Raw genomic sequence first — 13837 nt, forward strand, 5'->3', positions numbered from 1 at the left:
TGCAGTCTCCTCCTCATCACCAGGCTCGTCCCATGCAAAATGACGTATCTAGCCTCGGGTTCGTCAAAACATATGTCTACCCGGCGCTTGCTCTCTTTTTGATTCCGATCGTTTGCCTGTTCTTCTACGAATACGTCCAGTCGACGTACGACCAGGAGTTTCTTGAGGCGGCGATCGCCGAGATCAACGCGGACGCAACGATGACGCCGGCAGAGAAGGCGCAGAACATCGAGGCGGCCCAGAACACGCCCCTTTCGTGGCTGTTGGTCATCGACGATCCGGAAGTTGCCGCCTGGCGATCCCAACTCCCTACCGAATATCTTTACTACAACCTGTCGATCATCTGGGCGATTCGTATCTCCTGGTTCTGCATTCTGGCTGGTATCGGGGCGTTCATGCTGACAGGGCTGACCGTCCTGCTGTCGCTCAAATCACAGTGGATGCAGTATTACAGCCTGCTACTTGGTTGGCATACCCTGCGGATATTCTGCACGCTGGAAGTCATCGCCCAGGCGCTGCTTGTCTTTTCCCTCTCCTTCTGGATACCAGCGTTCTTCTTCAATATCTTTATCGTCAAGCTGCTGTTTATCATCGGCATCATCGGTCTCTGTGCGGTCGGTGCCGTGATCGCAGCCATCTTCAAGAAGGTCGACGACAACTTTGTTATTGAAGGAGAAGAAATCACACGTGAGATGGCTCCGGCGCTATGGCACGACCTGGAGCGACTAAGCGACTCGATGGGGACCGCTCCGCCAGACCACGTGATCGCGGGCATCGACGACAACTTCTTCGTCACCCAGATGCCCGTTCAAGTTGCCGGTCATGCAAATCAAGACCTACGCACGGTCACCGGACGTACGCTGTTTGTCAGCCTTTCGCTGCTAAAGAAACTACCTCACCAGGAAGCCGACGCCGTGCTGCTTCACGAACTGGCCCACTTCAGCGGAAACGATACCACGTACACACAGAAGATCTCCCCACTCTTGTCACGATATGGTCATTACTTGCAAGGGCTGTATGAAGGAGGCATCTCGCGTCCGGTCTTCTACTTCGCCGTCATGTTCCGCGCCCTGTACGAACTCTCGCTGGGCAAACTGAGTCGTCAGCGTGAATTCAGGGCCGATCGTCTGGCGTCGGAAAAGACCTCGCCGGAGTCGATGGCCCATGCCTTGCTACGCATTACGGCCTACTCTCAGTATCGCAATGAACTAGAACAAGAGTTCTTCGAGGCCGAAGAAGCGCACGAGCAAGTGAATCTGTCCCAGCGGATCGACGGTGGCTTTCAAGGCTTTACTACTGCGTTTGTTGACAAGCGAGACGTAGGACAACTGGCAACCGCGCATCCCTTCGATTCTCATCCACCACTGCAGCAACGTTTAGAAGCACTCGGATTTCGCGCATCCCCCGACGCGATGCGTGACGCGTTGTACGACGATTCACTCGGTCCTTGGTTCGAGAAGATTGATGGGGCCGATGAGCTTGAGCGTGCCCAGTGGAATCATTACGAAGAACGCTTCCGCCAATTTCACGAACAGGTTCTGGCCTACCGCTACATTCCCTCGAACGAAGCGGAACAGGAACTCGTCGAGAAGTTCTTCCCGCCTGTTGAACGAACCGCCGCCAAAGATCGCGCGGTCCAATTTAACTTTGAAAGGGTTGTCTACGAAGACTGGGACCAACCTCTGTATTACCGAGAGATCGAAGGGATCACTCTGGAAACCGAATGGGGAACACGTCTCGATATAGTCGTGAAGCGAGATGGCAAGAGCCAAACGATCAAGTTGCCCGTGAGCAAGAAGCAAAACGAGATGAATGAATTGATCGGAACCATGGAGCAGTACTATGGTCGCGCGGCCACTGCGATCGCCTACCAGGCAAGCCTGCAACAGGAGGACAACCCCCTGCCCGATGCCCCCCTGAGCAACGAGACCTTCTCCATGGAATAAAGCGGTCAAGAGACCTCGGACGGCTCGCCTACCCCGATCTTCAGAAAGCTCATATGCATCTCGCAGTGTCGCAAGTGAAATTGCGTCCACTCTTCCTGGCTTAAATTGCCCAACAGCGGATGCTTCGCTCTCTGAGGCTCCAGGAGATACCGCCCGACCGCATCTTCCAAGTGAGCCAGCCCTTCTTCGGTCGGTACATCACCCGGCATGACCTGACCGTTGGCCTTGAAACCGGAAGGAACTCCCTTGGTAAGCAGGTTCTTCTTGAGAAACGTCTGAGCGACCCATCGCAGCGGAAGTGGTGCCTGAAACGTGGCTCCGTCCAGCGACATCTCGAATGCCTTGGCCAGATGCTCGAAGACCTGAGCTGGTGTCCAGTTCCCAAGCGTCTGCACCGAGCCAGCCGCTGCCAGTTCCTGTGCATCTGCCAGAACATCTTGAAGGGTCGAGTAATGCAGATCCCGTCGCCCTGCTACCTTCTTCGTATTGATCGTCATGCCTTCTGTTCCCCGAATCTGAAGAGCCTTGCCGTTGATTCCAGGATCGCTCCTCGTCACCCAAACGTCTGTTGCCCACGATACACTTCTTAACGATCAAGCGGTGAAAAAGAAACCTACCTTCGCGAATCAGACTTAGTATCCCAACGCGTTCTGGTCGCCAGCTCGCGGCGGTATTCGATCGGATAGATGGTTCGCTCGGCCATTTCTGGATCGTAGGTGGTCCATGTTTCGCGGCGCTGCAATGCAATCACTTTGCGAAGTAGGTCGGTATCGAACCAACGAGACACGTAGACTCGCTGGTTCCAATCGCGCCGCGGAATCTGCCCCGGCCTGCGTAGTAGACGCCAGGCGATTACCTGATAGCGAGCATCGACGTGGCTCCACTGGTAGAAGATGACCTGGTCCAGAACCGGACGTCCTGAGGAGTCGTAGACGTGATTCAGCTCGACAAGATCAACTCGATCCAAGACAGCCGGATCGGTGGGGATTGCGCCCAGCCACGCACATGTTAGCAACAGGGGGACCATAAGAGAGCCTCAAATCGATGAGAGTGCCTGCGATACCTTCCCCCTTACATAGGAATTCTTCGTCTCAGCCACGTTCAAATCAATCGCAGGCAAATCGCTCGGCGCATGAAAAAAGCGAGGACACCAGCGGCATCCTCGCTTCTTATTGATCTATCAGCGGTCGTCAGAACATTAATATTCTGGAATGACCGAACCGTCTTGGCGGTTGGCCAGGCTCACCAGCACTTGGTTAGCAACCGTTTCCGAAAGGAACTGGCACGAACCGTCGGTCAGCACGGTCAGCACACCACCTGGGTGAGCCGAGTTCAGAGGAATGGAAACCTCGTTTTGTGCACTTCCGTTGGCTGGGCTGCTGCTGTTAGCGGCCGAGTTGATACCACCGGTGTAAGGAGCGGTGAAGCTAGGATCGACGTCGATCGTGGTGATGTTCTGAGCGGTAGCCAAGCTGCCGGACGACGAAGTAGCCGTGAAACCGATACCGTTCCAGGCACCGCCGGTACCGTAGGTGGTACGAATGGTGTCCGACTGCTTCACGCGATTGGCATCGTAGAAGTAGTTGCTGTTTTCGCTGATCATCATGGTGTTGCTCGTACCGTCGGTAGCAGCAGACATGTTGATCGCATTCGAGCCGTCACCGCGAGCCACAACCATACCGTTGTAGTACTGCGACTTCTTGGTCGAGTCAATGTTCACAACAGCGGTACCGTTCCACTTCTGTGCGGTACCACCGATGCCACAGTAGCTGGTCAGCTGGAAATTGCTGGCAACTTCGGGCAGCGGGCTCGATGGGCAGTAAAGACCATCAACACGCAGTTGAGTCAAAACAGGATTGGTCGTCGAGCTGTTGTCGCCAATGAACGAACCGCCGTTGAAGCCGGTCCAGATCAGCTGGTCGTAAGCAGCACCCTGCTCGACGAATGGAAGCAGACGCACGAAGAACGATGGAGCGGTACCGCTCGATCCGATCTGTGCTGCATTGAATGGCATCTTCAGGTAGGTGTCGTGGTAGTTGTGCATGGCCAAACCGAGTTGCTTCAGTTGGTTGTTGCACTGGATACGACGGGCGGCTTCACGAGCCTGCTGAACGGCTGGCAGAAGCAAAGCGATCAGCACGCCAATAATGGCGATCACAACAAGCAGTTCCACCAGGGTAAAACCCCGGCGGGCATTCCAAGAATGAGTCACGTACGTCTCCTTCTCTGTTCCCAGAGAGATACAAGAAATAGAACCGAGATGTGGAAATGAGCCCCCGCGAAACCAAAAGCGAGAACCGGAATTCCGACCCCGAAGGTTAAAAACCTCCGTGCCTCTATTGGCCGGTCAACCCAGCGATAAGCAGAGAGATTGATGAAGAATCTTACTGCATGAAAAGCGCTGCGTGATTCTTTATACTCGAGTTTCTTATCTTCACGAGTATCAATCACCCAACTATAAAAAACTAATTTCTCTGACACTCCTGTCATCCCCTTAATGGAGAAGATGCCTTCCTAAACAGGAGTCTTGCAGCCGCCAAAGATGGTTGTGAATTGTTGCGATAACATTCTTCCCATTCTCTGCAATTTTTGCCTAACTGCCGGGTGGCTAAATTTTGGGCCGTTCCGCATGATAGCCCACTATCTATAGATATCATGGAGTTAAGGCAGCTTAACTCCCCATTGACAGGCATCTGCTTCTTCTGTGAAAAGCTGCCTGGTAGACCCAAATGCGTCGAAACAAACGTTGCCACAAGCACACGATTCACAACCTGGCTTATGGCCAATCACGCGCCCTTCAATCCTTTACGATTCGGACGAATCGCTATCCATAAATTGAGCCCGTTTCGCACACAGAGATAGCACTCTTTCATGAGATGTACTCATAATGCCACCCCCCAACCAAGACACCACCCGGAGGTACTGCAAGGAGGTCTCTGGCGCTTCTTTCAGCATGGGTATGTAAGCCTTCTGCAGAACCCAATACCCCACGAAGATGATCGCGGCCGCAGGCAGCACACGTACAAAGAAGGGAGTGGCGACGATCGTCGTCGTGCTTAGCGCCACCAGAAAGATGGGAATCAAAAGATACATTATCGCCCCACCAAAAAGGTCTCGCAGTTCAGCTTCGACCTGGGGCAAGCTCATCGTATCGACCGGCCGCCGATAAGGCTCGTCTGGCTCAGGCACATTCGGCAGAGGTTCTTGTTCTTCAATCATTGGCAATCCGTGCAACTATTGGGAAGCGGTCGCTCCATCCTAATGCCCAACGGCAAGAAAGAAAAAGACGCCTTGGCCATCAGATGCCAAGGCGTCTTCATGAGATTCAGATTTCAAGTCGGTTATTTGGACTTCAATTCAAAGTCAAACTCGTTGGGTCCCAACTCCACCGTGCGAGTCAGTTCGCTGCGGCGGTTGTACCGAACGGGAATCGGGTCTTTGAATTTTGGACCTTTGTAGTTGTCGTCGACCGTTGGCGGTTCGGTCGAAATGGCAACGCGATGCTCACCAGGCTCCGCCCCTTTCGTGGTGCGGATATAGGTGAGTTCGTAGCTTCCCGTGTCATCGGTAACCGCAGTTGAAGGACGACCTTTCTCAGGCGAGAACCTAACGACAGCATTCGGATACGGCTTGCCATCCAAAGTAACCGTGCCGGTGACCTTACCGAGGTCTCCATAATCCTCCTGGCTGCAACCGACGGCAACGAGAACGATGGTCAGTGCTGCACAGAATCCGAACTGCCTGGCTGTAAAACGCATGATGTTCATTTGACTCCATCAAAATACCAGCTTTAGTACTCGCCCAGGACGTTTCCATCCTGGCGATCGGCAAGGCCCGTCAGAACGGCGAAGTCGACGGTCTCGGCAAGGAAGCTGACCGAAGCATCGCCCAATGTCATCAAGACACCTCCCGGGTGAGCCGAGACGAGAGCAACATTCACGTTGTAGTGCGCGGCATTACCGTTACCACCTTCGGTGGCAATCGGGTAACGAATGGTTGTGACGTTGGCCGTCCAGGTTCCAGCACCGCCACCGTTGCCCCAGGTACGTCCCGCATGCCCCGAGCTTCGACGGTAAACCTTGCTGCCGGAGGAGTTGTAGAAATAATCGCTCTGCTCGCTCACCATCATGGTATTGCTGGTTCCATCGGTGACTGCCGCCAGACTAATCGCGTTACTCTTGCCGTTCAACGGAACGATCATGCCGTTGTAGACCGAGTCGCCGTAGCTGCTGTCTTGCGGAGAGGTGGAAACAGTCGCGGTCGTGCCGCCCTGGTAGTACGAACCCGTGATGCCAACGTAGTTGGTCAATTGCAGTTCCACATTTCCATTGGAATTGGTCGCCTGCGTTTCGACGCTTGGCAGTGGGCTGGAAGGACAGTTGTATCCAGGCACACGAAGCTGTCCAAGAATCGCAGCATTCGGACTCGGACCGTCCTGCATCGTCCAGTCGCCGCTGAACTCGAACTGATCGTAAGCCGCGTTCTGCTCCATGAACGGAAGCAGACGCGTCAGCCACGATGGGCCGCGCTGTCGAGCGCCAGTGTCGCTCTGTGGCACCGCGTTGTACGGTAGCTTTCCATACGTGTCGTGATAGTTGTGCAGCGCCAGACCAATCTGCTTCTGGTGATTGGTGCACTGAATGCGGCGGGCGGCTTCTCGAGCCTGTTGAACGGCCGGCAGCAACAAGGCAATCAAGACGCCGATGATGGCGATCACCACCAACAACTCAACGAGGGTGAAGCCGTGACGACTTCGAGTGATGCGGGACATGTCTCTTCTCCGGATGTAAGAATGATTTCGAGAACCCAATGGCATATGCGGTACCATTAGGGGATCTGCCGCACGACGTATATTCAAATCTTGTTCCTTTGATGAAAAACATCGCTTCCGCTTGAGGATTCCCGTAGAAACTTATCATCACGGGAAATGCGAACGCCACTACAATAGACATAGAGAAGGCATGCGCCCCGCTGATGTGACATCCATAGCGACAAATTTACACAAGAATAGTTAGCAACGAGACTTTCCCTGACATGGCATGCCCAGGGCGGTAGCACGCAAGTTCGACAACTGCCCAAAAAGGATGCTTCCCCGAGATATCATCGAGCACAAACCCATTATTCTGTGGGGAACAGGGCCATCCGCAGCTGCCAAAGGACAAACCATGAGCCCAGCTCGCCAAAAGAGGGGCAAGGGAAATTATCACACCTCTGTTGTTTTTCGCGCGCCGGCAGGCAATTGAAGATTTCGCCAGCGTTCAAGCAGTACCGCCGTTGACTGGAATGACCTGCCCCGTGATCCAGCCGCTATCTTCACTGGCGAGAAAAACGATGACCGGCCCCATGTCTTCTGGCTTCCCGAGGCGTCCTAGGGCGGCCAACTTTCGCATGCGATCGATCTTCTCTTCTTCGTTGTTGCCCAGAAACAAATCTGTTTCCGTAGGCCCTGGCGAGACAATGTTCGACGTAATCGCGCGAGCCCCCAACTCCTTGGCCAGACTTCGCGAAAGCTGCTCGATCGCTCCCTTCGTCGCACAGTAGGGGCCATAGGTCGGCAGGAACATGAGTGCCGCCGATGAAGAGATAGAAATGACCCTTCCACCATCGGCCAGGCGTTTGGACGCTTCTCGCATCCCGTAGAAAACGCCGCTGACGTTGACCTCGATGAGCCGAGCGAACTGCTCGTCGGTCGTATCTTCGATCGTTTCGTAATGAACGATGCCGGCGTTGTTCACGAGAATGTCGACCTTCCCGAATTCCTTTTCGGCAACATCAAACAGCTTCGCCACATCTGCAGACTGAGAGACATCGGCCTGAACGGCGACTGCCTTACCACCAGCGGACTCGATGCGAGAGACCACTTCAGCCGCCGCATTCTCGTTACTCGCATAGTTAACGACTACGCTGGTACCGGCGGCCGCCAGGCTCTCGCAGATGTTGGCTCCGATCCCGCGCGAACCACCCGTGACGATCGCTACCTTGTTTTCCAACTTGCGCATACCGACTCTTTCCTTGCTTCCAGACATTGGGCTGTATTGAGAAATGATGAAGCTTTTCGGCAGCCAATCAACCCAAGTCGTACGTTTCGAATCCGCCAGCTGGAATCATGGCTTGGACAGGAAAGAACACACTTCGTCGTCCACCGTATCGCGCAGCCATCGTCCGTTCGTTCGCCACGCGCTAATCAATATCCATGGGCACATCATCCCAGGCTTCTTCGCAGAACAGCCACTCCAGCGCATGCCGTCGATTGATGATGATATACGGCCGCAGTCGCATTGGCTTCTTGGGCAGTTCAAGTTGGTTGTCGGTTTCGTGCTGGATTGCCCAGTGAATGCAGTAGGCCAGATCAAGCTTCGGAGCGATTTCTTCAATCGATCGCAACTGACACTTATTGCGAAACCTCTCACTCGACGCCGAAGCCTTCAAATTTGGAAACATCGTCACCATATCGTTGGTGCACGTTTGATCGAACTCCAGGGAGTCGTGTACCTGCCCAATCCAGGCAAGCGTCCATACGGTCTCAACATGCGGCGCGTACTTGTCGAGCAGGCTGTCATCCTTGTTTCGCAAAAAGGCCGATTCCTCTGGCGTGACCTTTTCGAGCAGCCCTTCCTGGGCCAGCCAAGACCATCCCAACTGCTTGGGAAACCCAAACGAGCATGCTACGCAGGTAAACAGGCACAGCATGCGGTCGAGCAGTTCCTCTTGCGTCCGACGAATGGCGATATCGCCCAACAGCGGCAAATCCGGGTTGATCGGATAGCCCAGCTTCTTTGACTTGGTCAAGCTTTGCTTGCGGATTGTCTCAGGTTCCATTATTCGTTCCATCTTCGGGAATTGAGAAAGCAACTGGGCGTTGGTACGCGGCCAATCGTGCATGGGGGATTTCGCTCGACGCAGGACGTTTTGCCGGGTCGGCAATGTCCGGAAACATGCTAACAGAGCGAACGAATTCGCGTAAGATCGTTCAAAATAGCGCCACATGTCCAGGAGATTTCAATAAAAAAGCCAGGGCCCATCTTCCTTCGATGGGCCCTGGCCGTGACTTCCAACCTTGGTGCAGCGCAGAATTGGCTATTTCATGTCGAGCATGACCTCGTTGTCCCCTTCGACGACGGCGACCTTCAGATCACTACCCACATCGTTGGTGTACTTCTTGGGGATCTTCGAGATCGCCGAGGTTGGCGTCGGGGGCCCATTCATATCCAGGCTCATATCGACGGCCGGCTGAAGGTAGGCGATGTACTCGCCGACCCGCACTGGCTCTTCGACTTCAAACGCGCCTCCGTCACCAATGGCTGCTTTGTAGGCAAAGCCCGTTTGATGGTTCATGAGGAAGACTTCCACGTTCTCGGTGACGGGCTTTCCCTTCAGGGTCAGCGTCCCCTGCACCTTTCCTACAGGATAGCCAGGGCCTTGACCGCACCCGGCGGCCACCAGCGTGAACATCGCCAGAAGTGAGAGCTTCCATAGATTCTGATTCATCACATTTCCTTTCGGTTGCTTCAGGCTTGATGAGACACAAGCCATCCATCGGAGCTTCGCCTTAGGCTGCGATGGATGACTCAGATAACCCAAAGAACAATTCCACGAGACTAGAAACTTACCGATTGACCGTCATGCCGAACGGCAAGCCGCTTCAACATGTCGAAGTCGATCGTCTCGGGAATGAAGTGCACGCTCCCATCCAGGCACATCGCATTGATACCCCCGGGATGAAATGAATTCAGAATCGTGTTATTGCGATACGTCGTATCGGTAGCACCCGTTTGAATAATGTCCGAGTTGATCGCAAATCGCACGCAGGTCGTGCCCGACTGCCACAAGTCGCTACATCCGACCGTGCTATTGCCTACGTAGCCATAATTACGTGCTCCGTGCCAACCACCATAGTAGTTCGCTGTGCGATTCAACTTGTTGGTCAGGCCTGACTGCTCGGCGATCAAGAGCGTATTGGACGAACCATCGGTGGCATCTCGGAAGCTGCGATATTCATTGGGCGAGAGCAACCCGTTGTTGCATGACCAACCGTGATTGCAGTCTTGGTAACCGCCGACATTGCCTGGCACCGTTGGTGCCGCACCCTGCAAGCCGACATAGTGATGGCACATGCCCCACGTGTTATTCCCAACCGAAGTATCAATGGCAGGAAGCGTGCTGGACGGACACAAGAACCCATCCACGATCAGATCCTTCAGAACTTCGTTTCCGGAATAGTTATTGCCGGCGAAGCTTCCGCTGAAATCGAGTTGGTCGTAAATGTTCCCCTGTTCCATCATGGGGAGAATGGCCGTTCGCCAGTTCGACCCGTTCTTGAGGGCCCAGTCATCCATACCGCGGGCACCGCAGCTGAACTTGCCGAAGGTGTCGTGATAGTTGTGAAACGCGAGGCCGATCTGCTTGAGATGATTGGTGCACTGCATCCGCCGCGCGGCTTCGCGTGCTTGCTGGACGGCAGGCAAAAGAAGTGCGATCAAGACACCAATGATGGCGATGACCACCAACAGTTCAACGAGCGTGAAGCCAAGGCTTCGGGGTCTAGTTGATTTCATAGAAACCTCCAACGAAACGATGAATTAAAAGATGAAAACATGGTCGATGGGGATAACAGCGTGGGGACAGAAGCTTTACCTGAGCTTCTCGCCCTGGGTAAAAGAATCCCCCGTTGCTATTTCACCAACAACCCTCAAACCGACCGCCTAAACGCTACCCACAGGAATGTGTGGCCATAAAATGACCACACACTGCCAGGTAGGCCGCTTCTAAACGACCGCACAGGCCTTGCAGGACCAGTTGTGCGGTTGAACGTCGGTCTCATCTCCGTTCCAGGATCGAGTTGACCGAAACTAACCCGTGATATCTACGAATTCAGAAGCTATCTGTTTCGAAATCGCATTGCAATCTTTTTCTGCGCAATTTTCTTCATTTCTTCGAGATGACCGCAAAGAACATCGATTTGATCTTCAAATCTTGCCGTGTCGATTGCGCCACACTCCCCCCGCCAGAGAACCAGACTTTTGTTTGATCACCTAAGGGAAATCTGATCGAAAAATCACTAGCGGGGCAGAAAGTCACTTACGCTAAGAACGTTCTATCGAAACGGCAGGGAGGTACAACTATTTTTTGCGCACGCGTTTCTCGCTTTTCCGCAATCGACCCCCAACTGGCTAATTGCTGTGCGCGAGCCCCTTCAGATAGGCCTTAAGCTGCTGACTGAATTCAGCAATAAGATCGGCATGACTTGATTCGTCTGCCAGGTTCTTGGTTTCGATCGCGTCGGAATTCAGGTCGTAGAGTTCACGAAAGACCTGACCGTTACCCAGTTCGGTTTCGATATACTTCCACCGCGCATCACGCACTGCCCACAGTGGCTTGCTTCCTAGCTGCGGTGTCGGAGCTTCGTAAAGGAAGCTGGTTCGCCAGTCGCTGGGTGTCTCTCCCTGCACGATCGGCAAGACGCTGCGGCCATGCAGCGAACTTGGTACTTCAAGCCCGGCCAGTTGGTAGATCATCGCCGTCAGGTCGATATTCAGCACCAGCTCGTCCCGAACCTGTGGCTTTAGTCCTGGCCCAACAACTGCCATGGGAACTCGCATCGATTCTTCGTAGGCGAGCACCTTGCTGGTGAAGCCGTGTTCGCCCAGCATCCAGCCGTTGTCGCCCATCAGAATGATCCACGTGTTCTCACGCAGTCCACGTCGATCGAGTTCGTCCAGAAACTTCCCCACCGCGGTATCCATTTGATGAACACTCGCGTAGTAGTCTCGCGTGTGCTTGCGAATGTTCTGCGGGTCATCATAGCCATACTTCAGTGCCTGAGTACGGCTACGCGATGTCTCCAGATATGCCGGCTTGCCTGACAGGTCATCGTCCCACGTTTCGGCCAGCGGCATCGCTTCGACATCGTACTGATCCATGTACTCCTGCTTCGCCGGCCAGGTATGTTTGTGGTCCATATGCGGAACCTGTGTACATAGCCACAGCGCGAACGGCTTGTCAGCCTGGGCCGCTTGATCCAGAAAACACAGCGACTCATCGACCGCCACATCGTCGACGAAACCAGGCATCTTTCGCTTCTTACCATCAATCGTGAACTCGCGGTTGTACCACGTGCCATTGGACCAACATGTGGAAGCAAAATCGAAACCACACGCACTGGGTGAATTCCCCAAATGCCACTTCCCGGTCACGCCGGTCGTGTAGCCAACTTCCTTCAGTGCACGTGCAAAGGTTGGTTCTCCTTTACGAAGGGAAGCATGCCCGACGGCCGTCACTCCATTGCGGCTCCCGTAACGCCCCGTCAAACAAGCAGCCCGGCTCGGCGAGCAAATAGCCAGCGTCACAAAGGCGTTCTCAAAGCGCGTGCCTGCCTCGCATAGCTTGTCGAGATTAGGTGTTTTGATCTTCTCGTTGCCAGCGACCGTGAGCCCGTCCCAGCGGTGATCGTCGGTCAGAATGAAGACAATGTTCGGCTTGGCAGTTTCTGCACGCAGGGAAGTAGTACTAAGCAGACAGAGAACCAGAACGGACAAACGAACAAGTTTGGGCAAGCAAAACATGGCAGGGCTGGGCAATAGAGGTGCGAAGAGGACTCCGGTCATTATAGTCCTAGAGCCGAACTTCGCCGAATTGGACACAGATAATTGAATTTCTTCGAGCTCAATCAAGCTTGCTCGCTAATGCCCTTCATGAGTCGCGTGTCACCGATTCCTCAGCAAAATGAGAGACACACGCGACAACAGCCCCTTAGAATAAGTCATCTGGTGAATCACAGCCATTGCAATGTCGAACACTTTCATGGCCAGGCCATCATGTCGATTTTGTCCGAAGTCTTCCAGCCTTACCATTCGCAAATCGCCGAGGCTTTGGAACTCTCGGAATTGCGTCTGGGGCGATGGAAAGTGCCGGACTCCGACTACCACTGGCTGATGTACTTTTGGCAAGTCGCGATCATGCCGGCCTTTGATGGCATGGGCCTAATGACGATCATTCATACCCAACGATTCGACGACTCCGGCGAGCTAGGGCGAGGCAAATGGAAAGGCCTATTTGCGATTCCCAATAGAGAGCGACAAGAGTTGAAAGAGATCGCGGTGGCTACCATCCCGAACGATGCCCTCTGGGCTGAGCTCAATCAAATCGATCTGACCGAGAACACCAGCGGCTACTCGCTCGATGGAATCAACTATCACCTGGCGATCAAAACGAATGAGTTCGCCGCCGAGTTCACGTTCGACAATCCTGAGTCGCTGTGGCTGAAACGAGTCGAGCGAGCCCTGCTGCACCAGATGGAACGCATCGCAAAGACTTCCCAGTCCCAAGCCGCACATGAGTATCTTGCAATGTGGAAGAATTACGCGGAACGTTAAGTAACACTTCCATGATCGCATGCGATCAAAATTAAGAGATCACCGGTTGAAAAAGAGACAAGTGGCTTCCTTGCCACTTGACCCGGGTATGCGGGTAGCCAGGTGGCAGTGAGGTACCTTTAATCATTACGAAAAACGGGTGTCGGGTCGACCTTTTTGGAAGTCATCCCGACACCCGAATATGGTAAAGCGACCTTTGCCTGGGTCGTTACTTGCAAGTTCGCATGGCTTCGAAGCCAGATTGCGTCAGGCTGTAAGCGCCTTTGAACGATTCAGGAACCAAGTATTCCCGTTTGACCAGCTTGGTGAGTGATTTACTGTGGGTCGCGAGCATCGGACCGGTGAAGCAGAGCATTCGGCCTGGATCCATCAAGTACTGGCGGAATGTTCTGAGGACTTTCTTTTCGCCTTCGGTCAGCATGGGAAGCTCCTATGAGAAGGATTCGAAGAGCTCAGCCTCCTGCTATTAAATTGGCGACTCTATCCATAAAGTCGGGGTTGCTGCTGCCGGGCAATCAT

Annotated in this window: 14 protein-coding genes; 2 read left to right on the top strand and 12 right to left on the bottom strand. The window is 53.9% G+C overall.

Going from position 1 to position 13837, the window contains the following annotated elements:
• The first annotated feature begins 32 nt into the window (after positions 1-32).
• Entirely contained in the window at positions 33-1946 is a 1914-nt protein-coding gene (locus PSR63_RS08260) for a M48 family metalloprotease (protein ID WP_274332305.1), read from the top strand.
• Between the two features lie 5 nt (positions 1947-1951).
• Here the strand turns inward: PSR63_RS08260 and PSR63_RS08265 are convergent, their stop codons facing one another.
• The 11 genes from PSR63_RS08265 to PSR63_RS08315 all read right to left on the bottom strand — a co-directional run bounded on the left by PSR63_RS08265 (position 1952) and on the right by PSR63_RS08315 (position 12550).
• Positions 1952-2443, bottom strand: coding sequence for a DUF1569 domain-containing protein (locus PSR63_RS08265; RefSeq protein ID WP_274332307.1), 492 nt, complete (start codon positions 2441-2443; stop codon positions 1952-1954).
• A 116-nt stretch (positions 2444-2559) separates the two neighbouring features.
• Complete coding sequence (locus PSR63_RS08270) at positions 2560-2973, bottom strand: hypothetical protein (protein ID WP_274332309.1); 414 nt, start codon at positions 2971-2973, stop codon at positions 2560-2562.
• A gap of 171 nt (positions 2974-3144) precedes the next feature.
• A complete protein-coding gene (locus PSR63_RS08275) occupies positions 3145-4158 on the bottom strand; it encodes a DUF1559 domain-containing protein (protein ID WP_274332311.1) in 1014 nt (337 codons plus the stop codon).
• A gap of 593 nt (positions 4159-4751) precedes the next feature.
• Positions 4752-5165: a hypothetical protein gene (locus PSR63_RS08280; RefSeq protein ID WP_274332313.1), complete on the bottom strand. Its 414-nt coding sequence runs from the start codon at positions 5163-5165 to the stop codon at positions 4752-4754.
• 122 nt (positions 5166-5287) lie between these two features.
• Entirely contained in the window at positions 5288-5713 is a 426-nt protein-coding gene (locus PSR63_RS08285) for a carboxypeptidase-like regulatory domain-containing protein (RefSeq protein ID WP_274332315.1), read from the bottom strand.
• A gap of 23 nt (positions 5714-5736) precedes the next feature.
• Positions 5737-6717: a DUF1559 domain-containing protein gene (locus PSR63_RS08290; protein ID WP_274332317.1), complete on the bottom strand. Its 981-nt coding sequence runs from the start codon at positions 6715-6717 to the stop codon at positions 5737-5739.
• Between the two features lie 487 nt (positions 6718-7204).
• Entirely contained in the window at positions 7205-7945 is a 741-nt protein-coding gene (locus PSR63_RS08295; RefSeq protein WP_274332319.1) for an SDR family oxidoreductase, read from the bottom strand.
• A 181-nt stretch (positions 7946-8126) separates the two neighbouring features.
• Positions 8127-8765, bottom strand: coding sequence for a DUF4272 domain-containing protein (locus PSR63_RS08300; protein ID WP_274332321.1), 639 nt, complete (start codon positions 8763-8765; stop codon positions 8127-8129).
• A gap of 258 nt (positions 8766-9023) precedes the next feature.
• On the bottom strand, positions 9024-9434 hold the full coding sequence (locus PSR63_RS08305) for a hypothetical protein (protein WP_274332323.1): 411 nt from the start codon (positions 9432-9434) through the stop codon (positions 9024-9026).
• 110 nt (positions 9435-9544) lie between these two features.
• Entirely contained in the window at positions 9545-10501 is a 957-nt protein-coding gene (locus PSR63_RS08310) for a DUF1559 domain-containing protein (RefSeq protein WP_274332325.1), read from the bottom strand.
• Between the two features lie 615 nt (positions 10502-11116).
• Complete coding sequence (locus tag PSR63_RS08315; protein ID WP_274332327.1) at positions 11117-12550, bottom strand: sulfatase-like hydrolase/transferase; 1434 nt, start codon at positions 12548-12550, stop codon at positions 11117-11119.
• A 162-nt stretch (positions 12551-12712) separates the two neighbouring features.
• Between PSR63_RS08315 and PSR63_RS08320 the strand changes: the two genes are divergently transcribed.
• The gene (locus tag PSR63_RS08320; RefSeq protein WP_274332329.1) at positions 12713-13318 is read left to right on the top strand and encodes a hypothetical protein; all 606 of its coding nucleotides are present in this window, start codon (positions 12713-12715) and stop codon (positions 13316-13318) included.
• A 208-nt stretch (positions 13319-13526) separates the two neighbouring features.
• Here the strand turns inward: PSR63_RS08320 and PSR63_RS08325 are convergent, their stop codons facing one another.
• Positions 13527-13739: a hypothetical protein gene (locus tag PSR63_RS08325; protein WP_274332330.1), complete on the bottom strand. Its 213-nt coding sequence runs from the start codon at positions 13737-13739 to the stop codon at positions 13527-13529.
• Between the last annotated feature and the right edge of the window lie 98 nt (positions 13740-13837).

The sequence above is a fragment of the Bremerella sp. P1 genome (assembly GCF_028748185.1).
GTDB lineage: Bacteria > Planctomycetota > Planctomycetia > Pirellulales > Pirellulaceae > Bremerella.

Coding starts and splice junctions, on each gene's coding strand:
- PSR63_RS08260 (WP_274332305.1), top strand. CDS start 33: ATGCAAAATGACGTATCTAGCCTCGGGTTCGTCAAAACATATGTCTAC.
- PSR63_RS08265 (WP_274332307.1), bottom strand. CDS start 2,443: ATGACGATCAATACGAAGAAGGTAGCAGGGCGACGGGATCTGCATTAC.
- PSR63_RS08270 (WP_274332309.1), bottom strand. CDS start 2,973: ATGGTCCCCCTGTTGCTAACATGTGCGTGGCTGGGCGCAATCCCCACC.
- PSR63_RS08280 (WP_274332313.1), bottom strand. CDS start 5,165: ATGATTGAAGAACAAGAACCTCTGCCGAATGTGCCTGAGCCAGACGAG.
- PSR63_RS08285 (WP_274332315.1), bottom strand. CDS start 5,713: ATGAACATCATGCGTTTTACAGCCAGGCAGTTCGGATTCTGTGCAGCA.
- PSR63_RS08290 (WP_274332317.1), bottom strand. CDS start 6,717: ATGTCCCGCATCACTCGAAGTCGTCACGGCTTCACCCTCGTTGAGTTG.
- PSR63_RS08295 (WP_274332319.1), bottom strand. CDS start 7,945: ATGCGCAAGTTGGAAAACAAGGTAGCGATCGTCACGGGTGGTTCGCGC.
- PSR63_RS08300 (WP_274332321.1), bottom strand. CDS start 8,765: ATGGAACCTGAGACAATCCGCAAGCAAAGCTTGACCAAGTCAAAGAAG.
- PSR63_RS08305 (WP_274332323.1), bottom strand. CDS start 9,434: ATGAATCAGAATCTATGGAAGCTCTCACTTCTGGCGATGTTCACGCTG.
- PSR63_RS08310 (WP_274332325.1), bottom strand. CDS start 10,501: ATGAAATCAACTAGACCCCGAAGCCTTGGCTTCACGCTCGTTGAACTG.
- PSR63_RS08315 (WP_274332327.1), bottom strand. CDS start 12,550: ATGACCGGAGTCCTCTTCGCACCTCTATTGCCCAGCCCTGCCATGTTT.
- PSR63_RS08325 (WP_274332330.1), bottom strand. CDS start 13,739: ATGCTGACCGAAGGCGAAAAGAAAGTCCTCAGAACATTCCGCCAGTAC.